The sequence below is a fragment of the Escherichia sp. B1147 genome (genome assembly GCF_001660175.1).
Classification (GTDB): Bacteria; Pseudomonadota; Gammaproteobacteria; order Enterobacterales; family Enterobacteriaceae; genus Escherichia; species Escherichia whittamii.
In genome coordinates this window covers 1-18,188 of sequence record NZ_LFHY01000023.1, presented here as the reverse complement: position 1 = coordinate 18,188, position 18,188 = coordinate 1, and the positions used below count along the sequence as shown (strand labels likewise).

At 51.5% G+C, this 18,188-nt stretch carries 12 protein-coding genes; all 12 read right to left on the bottom strand.

Annotation, left to right across the window (positions count from 1 at the left end; genetic code table 11):
* Window positions 1-11: 11 nt before the first annotated feature.
* On the bottom strand, window positions 12-2,666 hold the full coding sequence (locus A9180_RS20850; protein ID WP_064530404.1) for a hypothetical protein: 2,655 nt from the start codon (window positions 2,664-2,666) through the stop codon (window positions 12-14).
* Window positions 2,659-4,158: a purine-cytosine permease family protein gene (locus A9180_RS20845; protein WP_064530403.1), complete on the bottom strand. Its 1,500-nt coding sequence runs from the start codon at window positions 4,156-4,158 to the stop codon at window positions 2,659-2,661. The genes A9180_RS20850 and A9180_RS20845 overlap by 8 nt, the downstream gene beginning before the upstream one ends.
* Window position 4,159: 1 nt before the next feature.
* The gene (gene rbsK / locus A9180_RS20840; protein WP_064530402.1) at window positions 4,160-5,377 is read right to left on the bottom strand and encodes a ribokinase; all 1,218 of its coding nucleotides are present in this window, start codon (window positions 5,375-5,377) and stop codon (window positions 4,160-4,162) included.
* A 260-nt stretch (window positions 5,378-5,637) separates the two neighbouring features.
* Entirely contained in the window at window positions 5,638-9,861 is a 4,224-nt protein-coding gene (rpoC, locus tag A9180_RS20835) for a DNA-directed RNA polymerase subunit beta' (protein ID WP_000653937.1), read from the bottom strand.
* A 76-nt stretch (window positions 9,862-9,937) separates the two neighbouring features.
* Window positions 9,938-13,966 (bottom strand): DNA-directed RNA polymerase subunit beta, encoded by a 4,029-nt coding sequence (gene rpoB / locus A9180_RS20830; protein ID WP_000263098.1) that lies wholly within the window; start codon window positions 13,964-13,966, stop codon window positions 9,938-9,940.
* A 319-nt stretch (window positions 13,967-14,285) separates the two neighbouring features.
* The gene (rplL, locus tag A9180_RS20825) at window positions 14,286-14,651 is read right to left on the bottom strand and encodes a 50S ribosomal protein L7/L12 (protein WP_000028879.1); all 366 of its coding nucleotides are present in this window, start codon (window positions 14,649-14,651) and stop codon (window positions 14,286-14,288) included.
* A 66-nt stretch (window positions 14,652-14,717) separates the two neighbouring features.
* Window positions 14,718-15,215 carry a 50S ribosomal protein L10 gene (gene rplJ / locus A9180_RS20820; RefSeq protein WP_001207201.1) on the bottom strand — a complete coding sequence of 166 codons (498 nt, stop codon included), beginning with the start codon at window positions 15,213-15,215 and terminating at the stop codon, window positions 14,718-14,720.
* A 412-nt stretch (window positions 15,216-15,627) separates the two neighbouring features.
* Window positions 15,628-16,332 carry a 50S ribosomal protein L1 gene (rplA, locus tag A9180_RS20815; protein ID WP_001096684.1) on the bottom strand — a complete coding sequence of 235 codons (705 nt, stop codon included), beginning with the start codon at window positions 16,330-16,332 and terminating at the stop codon, window positions 15,628-15,630.
* 3 nt (window positions 16,333-16,335) lie between these two features.
* A complete protein-coding gene (gene rplK / locus A9180_RS20810; RefSeq protein ID WP_001085926.1) occupies window positions 16,336-16,764 on the bottom strand; it encodes a 50S ribosomal protein L11 in 429 nt (142 codons plus the stop codon).
* A 158-nt stretch (window positions 16,765-16,922) separates the two neighbouring features.
* The gene (gene nusG, locus A9180_RS20805; protein ID WP_001287521.1) at window positions 16,923-17,468 is read right to left on the bottom strand and encodes a transcription termination/antitermination protein NusG; all 546 of its coding nucleotides are present in this window, start codon (window positions 17,466-17,468) and stop codon (window positions 16,923-16,925) included.
* A 1-nt stretch (window position 17,469) separates the two neighbouring features.
* Entirely contained in the window at window positions 17,470-17,853 is a 384-nt protein-coding gene (gene secE, locus A9180_RS20800; protein WP_001275702.1) for a preprotein translocase subunit SecE, read from the bottom strand.
* A gap of 229 nt (window positions 17,854-18,082) precedes the next feature.
* Window positions 18,083-18,188 (bottom strand): elongation factor Tu (locus tag A9180_RS23625; protein ID WP_072093990.1); only part of this gene is annotated, 106 nt, incomplete at its 5' end.

The following is an 18,188-nucleotide window of genomic DNA, read 5'->3' as shown; positions in this document are numbered from 1 at the left end:
TCGCCTCCTCTTTACCCGGCGATTACCGTCACGCTGTCTTTGGTTCGCACGCGTGGTGGCATGGTCAAACCGCAGCGATCCCGCTCGTTCCCCTGCCATGCACTCGCAGAATAATAATGATTCGCTGCCGATGGGTAGACCACTACCGCCAGTTCATTACGCTTTTTCAGTAAAGACTGTGGCAAGGTGAAGCGATATTCCGGCCAGCCCTTTTCGGCAATTAACGTATCGTTAAGCCAGATAGCGACGCTTCCATGCACTTCCGGTAAATAAAGCTCAATATCGTCGGTAATCGTCTCCAGCGCAAAGCGTAACTGGTAGCGCCCTGGGCCACACCACGCCTCCATCCCCTGCTGCTCCCACCCTTTTGTTACCTCAACGGGTCGGGAAACGTTATCCACCAGCAGCTGCCAGTACTTATCCAGCACTACCTCGTGGCGATTTTCCGCTACTTGTAATGAGAAACAACGGGTCTGCCAGGGTTCGATTTGTAGCGGATAACTTCCCGCGAGATGCGCTTCCAGCACTGAAACCTCTCCCGTCGCAAGATGCCACTCCGACAACTGCCCGCTGAGGCCCGGAAAATGTAACCAACCGTAGAGCGGGGTATCACCGTCGTTAAATACGCTGACGTAACGCGATGTTTCATCCTGTGTGATGCGGGTCCAGACGGCAGTTTTTCGAGGGGGATAGTCAACAAAAGGGCGATCATTTCTCAGCGTGTCGGCTAGCATGCTGCACTGAGGTTGCGCTTCAATCAGCTTTTGCAGCCTTTCGGTAAGAGAGCGATCTTCACCTTTTTCCTCGCTATATGCCGCAAACTCACCGGCGATCAGAAGCTGGCCTCCGGCAGCGACAAAGCGCTCCAGCTGGCTCAGTGTGGCGGCTGATTTCACCACCTTAACATCCGCTAACAGAAGCGCCGGGAAATTCATGCCGTTAATGCGCGTTCCGTCAGCCTGGAGTAAATTCTCTTCATCAATAAAGAAATATTCAAATCCCTGAGCGCTGAGTTGTTGTGCCCAATATTCGCCTGACTGCCCTTCGTTGCCATCCACGCCACAGTGCCAGAAAGTCCGTTTGGGGTAGAGTACGCCAACATCAACATACGGCTCTCCCTGCTCAAGAAATTCAGCAAGGCGGCCAGATTCCTGAGCAAACCCAGCGTGGAAAGCGTACCAGGGCTGGAAGTTAACGCCCGGCGCAAAATCAAAACGCGGATTACTTAACACATCGTCATTTGCCTCCCCATCCGTCAGCCAGAACGCGTGCATCAAAAATTGCCGCGCGCCGAGGAGGTGATGTCGCAATGCCTGCAACCGGATGTCATGCAGTGAAATTTCCCACTGCCCGGCGGCAAAATGCGTACCTGGCTTCACCCGCGCATAATATTGCTCGACAATGCACCCTTTACGCCCGTGAGCGCGCGCCACGGAGTCGCCGACCTTCGCGGCCATCTGCGACTCGCTATTTCGCGAATCGACAGCCGTAATATCCCGCCAGCCATCAAGAGCAAAGTAATCCATAGCAAAATTACATCGGTTATCTTCGGTGATGATTTTACTGGCGAAATTCCAGCTACTGACGTGACCTAATACTTCATGACCACTTAGCTGTATTCCCTGCTGGTGCGCCCATTCTGACAACGTACCAAAAAAGGCCTGCATCGCCTGTCTGGAATAACAGGAAAAAAGCTCACAGCGCCGACGAGCGGTACGACTACCAATATCCATGACTAACGACATGAGGTTTTCAGCCAGGCAGTAAGGTGCCTGTTGCAACGCATCGATGAACCTTTTTTCATACATTAAGGAGGATTTGACCGCGCCAGTATGTTCATTCCATTGCCAGAAACAGGCATGGGGCTGGTCGAAAAAGAGATATGCCACCGTCTTACCAAAATGATCGCCAAAAGCGCGGGCATAAGGTTCATAGCCGACACGAATAAAATTTTCTGCCGCTTCGGGCATCAGGTAATTAATCATCCGTGAGGTCAGGCAGCGTGCCGCGGCAAAGAGCGTCACCACTGTGTCAGCCCCCCAGGGCAGATCGCTTCCTGTAAAGTTAACTTCAAATTCCTCTGTGGTTGCTTTGGTGATGCGGGCTAATGAAGAAACATCAACAATTTCATCCGAGTTGCACTGCCCTGATGAAGAGGTGGCATACGCGGCGACAATTTCCCAATCATCCCACGCCGGTTTACCGCCGGCAAAAATCCACTCCATTCCACACTGTTGTAGCGCCTGCGCATCTGCAGAGCGGATCCCGGAAAGGCGACATGTCAGTACATCTGCAGACCGGCTGGACTGGCTCCAGAAAAGATGGCGCTCACGCAACTCGTCTCTTCCTTCAACGGTCCTTCCCCCGGCGTGTCCGGAAAGCCAGTTGTAATCATCGTAGATGCCCATCATCAGCCCCATACTGGCAGCTTTATCAGCCGTGTAGCGGCAGGCTGCCAGCCACTCCTCACTGAGATAACTCTTCAGCGGAAGGCTCAGACGTGCGGCTATCTGAAATGAACCATATCCTCCCGCCTGCAATTGCCTCAGTTGGCTATCGATCTGCTCTTTGTCCGGAATGGTATGCCAGAACCAGTAGGTTGCAGGCAAGTGCCATACATCAGGGTTTTTAAAGCCTTGACGCGCCTGTGTTAACGAATCACTCATGGCTTTTCCCCTTTTTAATCGGTGGAACATCACAATGACAAATGTATGTCAAAATGGCATACAGCGCCGCGCCCACCAACATCGCCACCACCACGCCAATATTTGCTGTCGCAAATACGCTGGTTTTGGTTTCAGCCGTCAGTAAGAAACCGACCAGGTGAGCAATCCACGGATCGCCAGAGGTGATGGTTCCCATGCCGATAACCGAGGCAACAAACAGCGACAATAGTGCTGTCCAGCGACCGTTATGCCCGCCAAGCCCCGCGGGTTGCGCCATATCGGTGTTCCAGTGCAAGCGCTTTTGCCGGGCAAAGTCAACAAGCTGGATCGCGCCCATCGATCCCAATACTACGGATACCGTCGCCAGGAAGGACTGGAAGGTTGCGAGGAACGAGTCAGAAACAAACAATAAGTAGAAGGCGCCGAACGCGATAATAACCGCATTAAGCGCGGTCGTGGTTGAGCGGCTGGCTGGAACCCCCATTGCCAGCAATGCGAGCCCCGAACTGTAAACCCCTGTAATAGCTGCCGCCAGCAGGGAGATGATGATCACGATAGAAAACGGCACATAAAACCAAAACGGCAGGAACGAGGTCAATGCAGCAATCGGCTCGGAAGCTGCTGCACCGCTCAGTTCCGGGTTACTGTCGGCCAGCAGTGCACCCAAAATCAGCAGGATGGAAACAGGAAGCGAAATCCCCAGTGACGTCCAGAAAATCACTTTCCCGGCAGCGGTTTTGCGCGGCAGATAGCGGGCGAAATCACCACCATAGTTGAGAAAGCCCAGCCCAACCATCGTCATTGCCATAACCATGCCGCCGATAAACGTTAAAAATCCGGCATTGGGCGCGGCTCCCGCCTGCGACCAGTGAATATGCGGCAGGATCAGGATAATAAAGATGATGCTCATTCCGCCCGTTAACCATGCAATATACTTTTCTACCTTCATGATCAGCTGGTGGCCGTAGATAGCAACGGACATGGTCAACACTAAGGTCACCACGAACCAGCCCAACAGGCACCCTAAGGTAGGATGACCGTTTTCTGCTGCAAATACGGTTGGCCATAACCGGGTAAAGAGAGCGGCGCCAGTGGTCGATGACAGCGTAATAATGGTGATTTTCCAGCCCATATTGGAAATATAGGCAAATAAAGTGGGGATCTTATTCCCATGATAACCAAAGGCAAATCGGGTCTGTGTTAAGGTGGGCAGCCCGGTGCGTGGCCCACCAACAGCCAAAACGCCCACCAGTGTACTGGATAAAAAATAGCCAATGACGCCAGCAACAATCGCCTGCCAGAGACTTAACCCCAGAGAGTAAACATAAATCCCATAGGTAATACCGAGGATGGAGACATTCCATGAAAACCAGATCGGGAAAAGTCCGGCGGGTGAACCATAACGTTCTTTATCGCTAACCGGATTTACCCCATTGGTTTCGACCTTCATCGTACCTGATACATCAGACGGGTTCTGGACTTGGCTCGTCATTTTATTTCCTCTCATATTGAGCAAGACGTGATAGTACGGCTTCATATTCAGGCATGTTTGATGCGCCTTCCCGCTCGACCGCCAGAGAAGCAAAAGCAGAGGCAAATTTTGCTGCACTGAGCAACGGCTGACCCTGCGCAATCGCCGCAGCAAACGCGCCATTAAACGCATCCCCCGCACCGGTAGTGTCAATACTTACTGCTTTTAGCGCTGGAATATGGATAAATTGTTCACCGTCATAAATCAGCGCACCCTGAGAACCCATCGTAATAATGATGTTTTTTGCCCCCAGGGATTTTATGATCTGCGCCGCTTCTTTCGCACTCTCAATATCATTAATCTCGACACCGGACATCAGCGACGCTTCAGTTTCATTAGGGGTCAGATAATCAACATACTGCAGACATTCTTTTGCCCGGTCAGAATAAGGGGCCGGGTTAAGGATAGTTTTCACGCCCGACCGATGCGCCATATTTAGCGCCAGCGCGGTTGCTTCAAAGTTATTTTCTAATTGCGTAAGAAATATTTTTGCATCAGCCAGTTCACCCGCAATACTGGCAACTTCCGCTTCAGTAATATATTGATTGGCGCCAGAATAAATCGCGATCTTATTTTCACCCGCAGGCTCCGAAACATATATTATGGCGCTTCCTGTTTTATGCTCTTCGTCCTGGTAGAGGGTAAAACTGCGGATGTCGGATGAAGAGAGATGGTCATGTGCCATCTGGCCGAAATGGTCGTTGCCTACTTTGCCGACAAAGTGTACCTGCACAGGGCATTTACTGGCGGCCATCGCCTGGTTTGCGCCCTTACCGCCAGGTCCAATAATGGTGTTGCTGGCAAGAATTGACTCACCGCTTTTAGGGAAGCGATCAACCTTGGCAATAATATCGACATTAAAAGATCCTAATATACAAATTTTGCTTATCATTAATTTCCCTTTTTTGTTTATCATCGAGTGTTTTCGCCGGTTGACCTGATTGAGGAACTTTTCAATAGAGATTCCAACGTTATTAACAGGTTGAGAATGGAAAATTCGACGTAATATTATTGCTCCGCCGTGACAACGCTCAACAACCCCCTGCTCCGCTAATAGATATAAATCATTACGGATCGTTTCTTTGCTGACAGAGAATAAGATGGCAAGCTGATTAACCGTAGCCCGCTCATGTTTATTCAAATATGCCAATATTTGACGTTGTCTTTCTTTTCCAAACATGATTTCACCTCACGTAATGTTTATATCTTTTGTCATTTTCTGATTCCATGAATCCTTTCACACTACCATCACGAAAACAAAAACAAACGGGAATTTTTGGGGGAAAGATATTTTTATTCAATGGGATAGGGTTGATGGGGGGATGTTGTTTTGAAAGAAGAAACTCGAAAAATGCGTGAGAAAGCGCTTTAAATCGTAAACAGAATGCAAAAAAAAGCCAGTCAGTGTGACCTGACTGGCTTATTTCTTAAGAAGAACGATTACTCGTTATCAGATCCGCCCAGACCTGCGTTCAGCAGTTCTGCCAGGCTGGCAGATGCGTCTTCTGCAGTCACCTGCGGTGCAGCCGGAGCTTCACCCGCAGCGCGGCGGCGCATACGATCCTGGTGGTACGCATAACCGGTACCTGCCGGGATCAGACGACCCACAATAACGTTCTCTTTCAGGCCGCGCAGTTCGTCGCGTTTACCCGCAACGGCTGCTTCGGTCAGCACGCGAGTCGTCTCCTGGAACGATGCCGCGGAGATGAAGGACTCGGTTGCCAGAGACGCTTTGGTGATACCCAGCAGATCGCGAGCGTAAGTTGCACCCACTTTGCCGTTCGCTTCCAGTTCGCGGTTTGCGATCTTGACGCGAGAGTATTCAACCTGTTCGCCTTCCAGGAAGTCGGAGCTACCCGCGTTAACGATGGTGGCTTTACGCAGCATCTGACGAACGATAACTTCGATGTGTTTATCGTTAATCTTAACGCCCTGCAGACGGTATACGTCCTGTACTTCGTTAACGATGTAACGAGTCACAGCATGAACACCACGCAGACGCAGAATGTCGTGCGGCGCTTCCGGACCGTCGGAAATGACGTCACCACGTTCTACACGTTCACCTTCGAACACGTTGAGCTGACGCCATTTCGGAATCATCTCTTCGTAAGGTTCGCTACCGTCTACCGGGGTGATAACCAGACGACGTTTACCTTTGGTTTCTTTACCGAAGGAAACGACACCGCTGATTTCAGCCAGGATTGCCGGCTCTTTCGGACGACGTGCTTCGAACAGGTCCGCAACGCGCGGCAGACCACCGGTGATGTCCTTGGTACCGCCGGATTCCTGCGGAATACGCGCCAGGGTGTCACCGGAGCTGATCTGTACGCCATCTTCCAGCTGAACAATCGCTTTACCCGGCAGGAAGTACTGCGCAGGCATGTCGGTACCCGGGATCAGAACGTCGTTACCCTGAGCATCAACGATTTTCAGTGCCGGACGCAGATCTTTACCACCTGCGGTACGTTCTGCGGAATCCAGAACCACCAGCGAAGACAGACCGGTCAATTCGTCGGTCTGACGAGTAATGGTCTGGCCGTCGATCATGTCAGTAAAGCGTACAAAACCGCTTACTTCGGTGATAACCGGCATGGTGTGCGGGTCCCAGTTTGCAACGGTTTCGCCGCCAGCAACCTGTTCGCCATCACCTTTCGCCAGTACCGCACCGTAAGGCACTTTGTAGCTTTCTTTGGTACGACCGAATTCGTCGATCAGTTTCAGTTCGGTGTTACGGGAAGTGATTACCAGTTTACCGCTGGAGTTCACAACCGACTTCACGTTACTGAGCTTGATGCTACCTTTATTTTTCACCTGGATGCTGGATTCAGCAGCCGCACGAGATGCCGCACCACCGATGTGGAACGTACGCATGGTCAGCTGTGTACCCGGTTCACCGATGGACTGTGCCGCGATAACACCGATTGCTTCACCTTTGTTGATGATGTGGCCACGCGCCAGGTCACGACCGTAGCAGTGCGCACATACACCAAAGTCGGTGTCACAGGATACAACAGAACGTACTTTAACCGCGTCGACAGAGTTCTCTTCCAGCAGGTCACACCACTGTTCGTGCAGCAGCGTGTTGCGCGGAACGAGGATATCAGCAGTACCCGGCTTCAGAACGTCTTCAGCAGTTACACGACCCAGTACGCGATCGCGCAGCGGCTCTTTAACATCACCACCCTCGATAACCGGAGTCATCATGATACCTTCATGGGTACCACAATCGTCTTCGGTAACCACCAGGTCCTGCGCTACGTCAACCAGACGACGAGTCAGGTAACCGGAGTTCGCAGTTTTCAGTGCGGTATCCGCCAGACCTTTACGAGCACCGTGGGTAGAGATGAAGTACTGGAGTACGTTCAGACCTTCACGGAAGTTCGCGGTGATTGGCGTTTCGATGATGGAGCCATCCGGCTTCGCCATCAGACCACGCATACCAGCAAGCTGACGAATCTGTGCCGCAGAACCACGCGCACCGGAGTCGGCCATCATGTAGATGCTGTTGAAGGAAACCTGCTTCTCTTCCTGACCGTCACGGTTAATAACGGTTTCAGTTTGCAGGTTATCCATCATCGCTTTGGATACACGATCGTTCGCCGCAGCCCAGATATCGATAACTTTGTTGTAGCGTTCGCCCGCAGTTACCAGACCTGACTGGAACTGCTCCTGAATCTCAGCAACTTCTGCTTCTGCCTCGGAGATAATTTCGTGTTTCTTCTCCGGGATGACCATGTCATCGATACCAACCGATGCACCAGAACGCGCCGCATATGCAAAGCCGGTGTACATGATCTGGTCCGCAAAAATAACGGTCGGTTTCAGACCGAGAATGCGGTAGCAGGTGTTCAGCATTTTGGAGATTGCTTTTTTACCCAGCGCCTGGTTGACGATGGAGTAAGGCAGACCTTTCGGTACAATCATCCACAGAATGGCACGGCCAACAGTCGTGTCTTTCAGGCTGGTTTTCGCTACTAATTCACCGTTAGCATCTTTTTCATACTCGGTGATACGCACTTTGACGCGCGCATGCAGAGAGGCCAGGCCAGCGCGATAAATACGCTCTGCTTCTTTCGGGCCAGTCAGCACCATGCCTTCGCCTTTAGCGTTAACACAGTCACGGGTCATGTAGTACAGACCCAGTACAACGTCCTGAGACGGAACGATGATTGGTTCGCCGTTCGCCGGAGACAGGATGTTGTTGGTAGACATCATCAGCGCACGCGCTTCGAGCTGGGCTTCCAGCGTCAGCGGTACGTGAACAGCCATCTGGTCACCATCGAAGTCAGCGTTATATGCCGCACAAACCAGCGGGTGCAGCTGGATAGCTTTACCTTCGATCAGTACCGGTTCAAATGCCTGGATACCCAAACGGTGCAGTGTTGGTGCACGGTTCAGCAGTACCGGGTGTTCGCGGATAACTTCGTCCAGGATATCCCAAACGACAGCTTCTTCACGCTCAACCATTTTCTTCGCAGCTTTGATGGTGGTAGCAAGACCACGCAGTTCCAGCTTGCCGTAGATGAACGGTTTGAACAGCTCCAGTGCCATTTTCTTCGGCAGACCGCACTGATGCAGACGCAGGTATGGACCTACGGTGATTACAGAACGACCGGAGTAGTCAACACGCTTACCGAGCAGGTTCTGACGGAAACGACCCTGCTTACCTTTGATCATATCGGCCAAAGATTTCAGAGGACGTTTGTTCGAACCAGTAATCGCACGACCGCGACGACCGTTATCCAGCAGGGCGTCTACCGCTTCCTGCAGCATACGTTTTTCGTTACGTACGATGATGTCCGGCGCAGCCAGATCCAGCAGACGTTTCAGACGGTTGTTACGGTTAATGACGCGACGATACAGATCGTTCAGGTCAGAAGTCGCGAAACGACCACCATCCAGCGGAACCAACGGACGCAGATCTGGCGGCAGTACCGGCAGAACGGTCAGGATCATCCACTCTGGTTTGTTACCAGACTGAACGAATGCTTCCAGCAGTTTGATACGCTTGGTCAGCTTCTTACGCTTGGTTTCAGAGTTGGTTTCGTTCAGCTCTTCACGCAGCTGTTCGCACTCTTGTTCCAGATCCATGCTCTTCAGCAGAGCCTGGATTGCTTCCGCACCCATTTTCGCGTCGAATTCGTCACCGAACTCTTCCAGCGCGTCCAGATACTGCTCTTCAGTCAGGATCTGCTGGCGTTCCAGGTTGGTCATACCGCCTTCGATAACCACATAGGATTCGAAGTACAGTACGCGTTCGATATCGCGCAGCGGCATATCGAGCAGCAGGCCGATACGGGACGGCAGAGATTTCAGGAACCAGATGTGAGCAGTCGGAGACGCCAGCTCGATGTGGCCCATACGCTCACGGCGTACTTTAGTCTGGGTCACTTCAACGCCGCACTTCTCACAGATCACACCACGGTGTTTCAGGCGCTTGTACTTACCGCACAGGCACTCGTAATCTTTCACTGGCCCAAAGATACGGGCGCAGAAAAGGCCGTCACGTTCTGGTTTGAACGTACGGTAGTTGATGGTTTCCGGCTTTTTAACTTCACCGAAAGACCATGAACGGATCATGTCTGGCGAAGCCAGAGCAATTTTGATCGCATCAAACTCTTCGGTTTTAGTCTGCGCTTTCAGAAACTTTAATAAATCTTTCACGGATTTGCTCCCGTCGGAGTTAGCACAATCCGCTGCCGGGTTTTACCCCGACAGCAGTGACCTGTTTGAGCGAGAATTACTCGTCTTCCAGTTCGATGTTGATACCCAGCGAACGAATCTCTTTCAACAATACGTTGAAGGATTCTGGCATGCCCGGCTCCATCTGATGGTTGCCGTCCACGATGTTTTTATACATCTTAGTACGACCGTTCACGTCATCAGACTTAACGGTGAGCATTTCCTGCAGGGTGTATGCTGCGCCGTATGCTTCCAGCGCCCACACTTCCATCTCCCCGAAACGCTGACCACCGAACTGTGCCTTACCACCCAGCGGCTGCTGAGTAACCAGGCTGTAAGAACCGGTGGAACGCGCGTGCATCTTGTCGTCGACCAGGTGGTTCAGTTTCAGCATGTACATGTAACCGACGGTTACCGGACGTTCGAACTGTTCACCAGTGCGGCCGTCGTACAGGCGGATCTGACCAGAAGTCGGCAGGTCGCCAAGTTTCAGCAGTTCTTTAATTTCTGCTTCTTTCGCACCGTCGAAGACCGGCGTTGCGATTGGCATACCTTTGCGCAGGTTTTCAGCCAGACGCATAACTTCTTCATCGCTGAAGGTACTCAGGTCAACTTTCTGACGAACGTCAGCGCCCAGATCGTACGCACGCTGGATGAATTCGCGCAGTTTCGCGACTTCTTGCTGCTGTTTCAGCATGGCGTTGATCTTGTCGCCGATACCTTTCGCAGCCATACCCAGGTGGGTTTCGAGGATCTGACCGATGTTCATACGAGACGGTACGCCCAGCGGGTTCAGTACGATGTCAACCGGCGTACCGTTTTCATCGTAAGGCATATCTTCGATCGGGTTGATCTTAGAAATTACACCCTTGTTACCGTGACGACCTGCCATCTTGTCACCAGGCTGGATACGACGTTTAACCGCCAGATATACCTTAACAATCTTCAGCACACCCGGTGCCAGATCGTCGCCTTGAGTGATTTTGCGGCGTTTCGCTTCGAGTTTCTTCTCGAACTCGTGTTTCAGTTCGTCATACTGCTCAGCCAGCTGTTCCAGCTGATTTTGTTTCTCTTCGTCGGTCAGGCCCAGCTCCAGCCAGCGATCGCGCGGCAGTTTGTCGAGCTTCTCAGCTTCAACGCCACCGGCTACCAGCACAGCACGGATACGGCTGAACAGACCCGCTTCGAGGATCTGCAGTTCTTCAGACAGGTCTTTCTTAGCCTGTTTGAGCTGCATTTCTTCGATTTCCAGCGCACGTTTGTCTTTTTCTACGCCATCGCGAGTAAAGACCTGAACGTCGATAACCGTACCGGATACACCGTTTGGTACGCGCAGAGAAGAGTCTTTAACGTCAGACGCTTTCTCACCGAAGATCGCACGCAGCAGTTTTTCTTCTGGGGTCAGCTGGGTTTCACCTTTCGGCGTTACCTTACCAACCAGAATGTCACCACCGGTTACTTCCGCACCAATGTAAACGATACCGGATTCATCCAGTTTAGAGAGCGCAGCTTCACCCACGTTCGGGATGTCGGCGGTGATCTCTTCTGGCCCCAGCTTGGTGTCACGGGACACACACGCCAGTTCCTGAATGTGGATGGTGGTGAAACGGTCTTCCTGAACAACACGCTCGGATACGAGGATGGAGTCTTCGAAGTTGTAACCATTCCACGGCATGAACGCTACGCGCATGTTCTGACCGAGCGCCAGTTCACCGAGGTCGGTGGACGGACCGTCTGCCAGCACGTCGCCACGTTCTACCGGTTCACCCAGAGACACACACGGCATCTGGTTGATACAGGTGTTCTGGTTAGAACGGGTGTATTTGGTCAGGTTGTAGATGTCGATACCAGCTTCGCCCGGATACATCTCGTCTTCGTTAACTTTGATAACGATACGGGAAGCATCCACGTACTGAACAACACCACCACGTTTAGCAACCGCAGTTACACCGGAGTCAACGGCAACAGCACGTTCCATACCCGTACCAACCAGCGGCTTATCAGCGCGCAGAGTCGGAACGGCCTGACGTTGCATGTTCGCACCCATCAATGCACGGTTGGCGTCATCGTGTTCAAGGAACGGGATCAGGGACGCACCGACGGATACCACCTGCTGGGTGGATACGTCCATGTAGTCAACCTGGTCACGGCTGAACAAGCTGGATTCGCCTTTGCTACGGCAGGTTACCAGGTCTTCTACGAAGTGGCCTTCTTCATCCAGGTTGGAGTTCGCCTGGGCGATAACGTAGTTGCCTTCTTCGATAGCAGACAGGTAGTGAATTTCGTCAGTTACAACACCGTCGGTCACTTTACGATACGGAGTCTCAAGGAAGCCGTATTCGTTAGTCTGTGCGTACACGGACAGGGAGTTAATCAGACCGATGTTCGGACCTTCAGGGGTTTCGATTGGACATACGCGACCGTAGTGAGTCGGGTGTACGTCTCGAACTTCGAAGCCTGCACGTTCACGGGTCAGACCGCCTGGGCCGAGTGCGGAGATACGACGTTTGTGCGTAATCTCAGACAGCGGGTTGTTCTGGTCCATAAACTGTGAAAGCTGGCTGGAGCCGAAGAACTCTTTCACCGCTGCGGAAATCGGCTTGGCGTTGATCATATCCTGAGGCATCAGGGTATCCAGATCGCCCAGAGACAGACGCTCTTTCACCGCACGCTCTACACGAACCAGGCCAACGCGGAACTGGTTTTCCGCCATTTCGCCAACGGAACGGATACGACGGTTGCCGAGGTGGTCGATATCATCGACTTCGCCTTTACCGTTACGGATATCAATGAGCTTTTTCATAACATCAATGATGTCGTCTTTGCTCAGGATACCGGAACCTTCGATTTCTTCGCGCAGCAGAGAACGGTTGAACTTCATACGACCAACCGCAGACAGATCATAGCGGTCTTCAGAGAAGAACAGGTTCTCGAACAGGCTTTCAGCAGCTTCACGAGTCGGCGGCTCGCCAGGGCGCATCATACGGTAGATTTCTACCAGTGCGCTCAGACGGTCGTTAGTTGGGTCGACACGTAAGGTTTCAGAAATATACGGGCCGTGATCCAGATCGTTGGTGAACAGCGTTTCGATACGCTTGTGACCAGACTGGCTCAGTTTAGCCAGCAGATCCAGGCTCAGTTCCATGTTCGCTGCGCAGATCAGCTCGCCGGTAGACTCATCAATATAGTCTTTAGCAACCACTTTACCCGCGATGTACTCAACCGGGACTTCGATCAGTTTGACGTCGTCTTTTTCCAGTTGGCGAATGTGGCGCGCAGTAATACGGCGGCCTTTTTCTACGTACACTTTACCGTTAGCTTCAATGTCAAAAGATGCGGTTTCACCACGCAGGCGTTCCGGCACCAGTTCCATCTGCAGCTTGTTATCACGGATTTCGAAAATAACTTTTTCGAAGAACAGGTCGAGAATCTGTTCAGTGGTGTAGTTCAGGGCACGCAGAATGATGGTCGCAGGCAGTTTACGGCGACGGTCGATACGTACGAACAGGTTGTCCTTCGGATCGAATTCGAAGTCCAGCCAGGAACCACGGTAAGGAATGATACGCGCGTTATACAGCACTTTACCCGAAGAGTGGGTTTTACCTTTGTCGGAGTCAAAGAAGACGCCCGGACTACGGTGCAGCTGGGAAACGATAACACGCTCAGTACCGTTGATAACAAAGGTACCGTTGTCCGTCATGAGCGGAATTTCGCCCATGTAGACTTCTTGTTCTTTAATGTCTTTTACGGTGCCTTCCGGCGCTTCGCGCTCATAGATCACCAGACGCAGTTTAACGCGCAGCGGTGCGGAATAGGTCACGCCACGGATTTGACATTCCTGGACGTCAAACACCGGTTCGCCAAGGCGGTAGCTGACGTATTGCAGCTCGGAATTACCGCTGTAGCTCTGAATCGGGAATACGGAACGGAAAGCAGCTTCCAGACCATACTGCCCTTCAGGATCTTGCTCGATAAATTTCTGAAACGAGTCAAGCTGGATAGAAAGGAGATAAGGTACATCCAGAACTTGTGGACGTTTACCAAAATCCTTACGAATACGTTTTTTCTCGGTATAGGAGTAAACCATAGGGTTCCTCAGCTCGCTGACAAGTCGACCCATCTGTCCATTGAGCGGACAGTTTGTGCAACACTATTTTGTTGACCGGAAAATGGAACACTTTCCGCAATGCCTGTTGCTATCACGCTTAAACCATTTCATTGCGATTTACACAGAACACGCGTTCTGTCGCAGTATATTAAGTCGTCGATAGAAACAAGCATTGAAAGGCACAGCAGTAGTCAAACAGTGTGAAACGCTACTGGCGCCTTACAGCGCAAAAAGGCTGGTGACCAAAAAGTCACCAGCCATCAGCCTGATTTCTCAGGCTGCAACCGGAAGGGTTGGCTTATTTAACTTCAACTTCAGCGCCAGCTTCTTCCAGGGATTTTTTCAGTGCTTCTGCGTCGTCTTTGCTCACGCCTTCTTTCAGCGCAGCCGGAGCAGATTCTACCAGGTCTTTAGCTTCTTTCAGACCCAGGCCAGTTGCGCCACGTACTGCTTTGATAACAGCAACTTTGTTAGCGCCAGCAGCTTTCAGAATTACGTCGAATTCAGTTTTTTCTTCAGCAGCTTCAACCGGGCCAGCAGCTACAGCTACAGCAGCAGCAGCGGAAACACCGAATTTTTCTTCCATTGCAGAGATCAGTTCTACAACGTCCATTACAGACATAGCTGCAACTGCTTCAATGATTTGATCTTTAGTGATAGACATTTAAATTGTTCCTGAATATCAGAATAAGTTTATACGTAAGCGAATGCTTTAAACAGATAACTGCAATTAAGCAGCTTCTTTCGCATCGCGTACAGCAGCCAGAGTACGAACCAGTTTGCCAGCCGAAGCTTCTTTCATGGTTGCCATCAGGCGTGCAATTGCTTCTTCGTAGGTCGGCAGAGTTGCCAGGCGGTCGATCTGAGACGCCGGGATCAGCTCACCTTCAAAGGCAGCGGCTTTGACCTCAAATTTTGCATTCGCTTTCGCGAACTCTTTGAACAGACGAGCAGCAGCGCCCGGGTGTTCCATAGAGTATGCAATAAGGGTCGGACCAACAAACGCGTCTTTCAGGCACTCGAACGGAGTACCTTCAACAGCACGGCGCAGCAGGGTGTTACGAACAACACGCATGTATACGCCAGCTTCGCGACCTGCTTTACGCAGTTCAGTCATTTTATCTACAGTTACGCCACGGGAATCCGCAACTACTGCAGACAGCGCGCCTTTGGCTACTTCGCTGACTTCAGCAACAATCGCTTGTTTGTCTTGAAGATTTAAAGCCATTAGCTTTGCTCCTGGATGTTTGCCAGAGAAAATCTCTGGAACTCACTTCACTCCTCCAAACGGAGAGAGCGTCTTAATTACGGTGAGCAGAAACAAGCCAGAATATAAAAGAATAATCTTAGCGTTCTGTCACCGTCTACGCAGGGGATTAAGTTTCTTGCGAAACTCCTGCGGTCTTCGACGGAGGCCTGGATAGGCCAGGCTCCAACGAACAAATCTTTTCTATCCGTCGCTATTCAGCTTGTGGCGACGTTGGCTTTCTTCGTTCGCACCAGTCACATAGTTAGCTATGCTTCTGACGACTCACTCAGTTGCCGCCTTGCCACAACCCGAATATCTCGGATATACGTCTGCATTAAGCATTATACGTGGGGGTAAGATTGTAGACAAAATCACCGCCCACGTAAAGGCATTAGTTTACAGAAGCGCTCAGGCCAGCCTGGTCAACTGCAACACCTGCACCCATGGTGGTGGAGATGCTAACTTTCTTGATGTACACGCCTTTCGCCTGAGTCGGTTTTGCTTTTTTCAGCGCAACCAGCAGAGCTTCCAGGTTTTCTTTCAGTTTGTCAGCGTCAAAGTCCACTTTACCGATGGTGGTGTGGATGATGCCGTTTTTGTCGTTACGGTAACGAACCTGGCCAGCTTTAGCGTTCTTAACCGCTTCAGCAACGTTCGGCGTTACAGTACCCACTTTCGGGTTTGGCATCAGGCCGCGCGGACCCAGAACCTGGCCCAGCTGGCCAACAACGCGCATTGCATCCGGAGAAGCAATAACAACGTCAAAGTTCATTTCGCCTTTCTTGATCTGGTCAGCCAGATCTTCCATACCTACCAGTTCAGCACCTGCAGCTTTAGCAGCTTCAGCGTTTGCACCCTGGGTAAATACGGCTACGCGAACGGAACGGCCAGTACCGTGCGGCAGTACAGTTGCACCACGTACGTTCTGGTCAGATTTACGAGCGTCGATGCCGAGGTTAACAGCAACGTCCACGCTTTCTACGAATTTAGCAGTCGCCAGCTCTTTCAGCAGAGCGATAGCTTCGTTGATGTCGTATTGTTTGGTCGCATCAACTTTCTCGCGGATAACACGCATGCGCTTGGTCAGTTTAGCCATTTCTTAGTCCTCCACTACCAGGCCCATGGAACGTGCAGTACCTTCGATGGAGCGAGTCATCGCTTCAATGTCGGCACCAGTCATGTCGGCAGCTTTGGTCTGCGCGATTTCCTGCAGCTGAGCGCGGGAAATTTTACCCACTTTGTCTTTGTTCGGCTTACCGGAACCAGACTTGATACCAGCCGCTTTTTTCAGCAGAACTGCTGCCGGCGGAGTCTTGGTAACGAAAGTGAAAGAACGGTCAGCGTAAACGGTGATTACTACCGGAATCGGCAGACCTTTTTCGATGGAATCAGTTTTTGCGTTGAACGCTTTGCAGAATTCCATGATGTTTACGCCCTGCTGACCCAGAGCCGGACCTACTGGCGGACTCGGGTTAGCCATACCAGCTGCAACCTGCAGCTTGACATAGGCTTGTACTTTCTTAGCCATTATAAATTCCTCAAGTTGGGTAATAACGCCTCTGAGAGGCTCCCCGTGATATAAAAAATCGTTTTACGGGCGAGGCCCATAAAAACAAAAGGCGCGAAATTGTATTCCAATCTCGCGCCTTGTGCAACGATTAAATCGCCGCTTTTTTGATCGCTGGGTTAGGCTTTTTCAACCTGGCTGAAGTCCAGCTCTACCGGGGTCGCACGACCGAAGATAGAAACAGAAACTTTCAGACGAGATTTCTCGTAATCCACCTCTTCAACAACACCGTTGAAGTCAGCGAACGGACCATCATTAACACGAACCATTTCACCCGGTTCAAACAGCGTTTTCGGACGCGGCTTATCACCAACCTGCTGCAGGCGGTTCATAATCGCATCAACTTCTTTATCGCTGATTGGCGCAGGACGATCGGAAGTACCGCCGATGAAGCCCATCACACGCGGTACGCTGCGCACCAGGTGCCAGCTCGCGTCGTTCATCACCATCTGAACGAGGACGTAGCCAGGGAAGAATTTGCGTTCGCTTTTGCGACGCTGACCGCCACGGATTTCAACCACTTCTTCGGTTGGAACCATGACTTCGCCAAACAACTCTTCCATGTTGTGTAATTTGATATGCTCACGCAGCGACGTTGCTACGCGGCCTTCAAAACCGGAAAACGCCTGAACGACGTACCAGCGCTTTTTAGGAGCTTCAGACATCTCAGAACCTCAGGCCAGTGATAAAGGATACCAGGCGAACCAGAATACCATCCAGTCCCCACAGGATCAGTGACATTACTGCGGTAACCGCAGCCACAATCAGCGTGGTGTGCAATGTTTCCTGGCGAGTCGGCCAAATGACCTTACGGACTTCGGTACGCGCTTCACGGGCAAAAGCAACGGTTGCTTTACCTTTTGTCGTTAACAGCGCGACACCACCCGCTGCAGCAATCAGAATTACTACGGCCAGCGCACGCAGCGGCAGCATAATGTCGCGATAAAGGTAGTTGCCGACAATCGCCACCAGGAGCAATGCCACCACAACGACCCACTTCATCGCTTCCAGGCCGCGCCCGCTTCCTTGAGCTTCGGTATTCGCACTCATAAACCAACCTGTCAGAAGTATTCTACAAACATTTTCACCCCGCGATCGCGAGGCAAACCAAATCGAAACGCGTATTAGCTTTTCGGATTATACGCCCTCAACAGAGCCTGTCTCAGCAATGATTATGACAAAGAAAATCACTGATGAGCCAGGTTCTGGTACGAAAGCGTGCAAAAAGGGCATCAAATGATGCCCTTTTATTGCGCATTGCGTCAAATGTTATCGGCAATTAGCTCAGAACTTTAGCAACAACGCCCGCGCCAACGGTACGACCGCCTTCACGGATTGCGAAACGCAGACCGTCGTCCATCGCGATCGGGTGGATCAGGGTAACA

Excerpts from the sequence above, each read along its gene's own strand:
- secE (WP_001275702.1), bottom strand. The coding sequence starts at position 17,853 with ATGAGTGCGAATACCGAAGCTCAAGGAAGCGGGCGCGGCCTGGAAGCG.
- A9180_RS20845 (WP_064530403.1), bottom strand. The coding sequence starts at position 4,158 with ATGACGAGCCAAGTCCAGAACCCGTCTGATGTATCAGGTACGATGAAG.
- rplA (WP_001096684.1), bottom strand. The coding sequence starts at position 16,332 with ATGGCTAAACTGACCAAGCGCATGCGTGTTATCCGCGAGAAAGTTGAT.
- A9180_RS20850 (WP_064530404.1), bottom strand. The coding sequence starts at position 2,666 with ATGAGTGATTCGTTAACACAGGCGCGTCAAGGCTTTAAAAACCCTGAT.
- rplL (WP_000028879.1), bottom strand. The coding sequence starts at position 14,651 with ATGTCTATCACTAAAGATCAAATCATTGAAGCAGTTGCAGCTATGTCT.
- rbsK (WP_064530402.1), bottom strand. The coding sequence starts at position 5,377 with ATGTTTGGAAAAGAAAGACAACGTCAAATATTGGCATATTTGAATAAA.
- rplK (WP_001085926.1), bottom strand. The coding sequence starts at position 16,764 with ATGGCTAAGAAAGTACAAGCCTATGTCAAGCTGCAGGTTGCAGCTGGT.
- rpoB (WP_000263098.1), bottom strand. The coding sequence starts at position 13,966 with ATGGTTTACTCCTATACCGAGAAAAAACGTATTCGTAAGGATTTTGGT.
- nusG (WP_001287521.1), bottom strand. The coding sequence starts at position 17,468 with ATGTCTGAAGCTCCTAAAAAGCGCTGGTACGTCGTTCAGGCGTTTTCC.
- rplJ (WP_001207201.1), bottom strand. The coding sequence starts at position 15,215 with ATGGCTTTAAATCTTCAAGACAAACAAGCGATTGTTGCTGAAGTCAGC.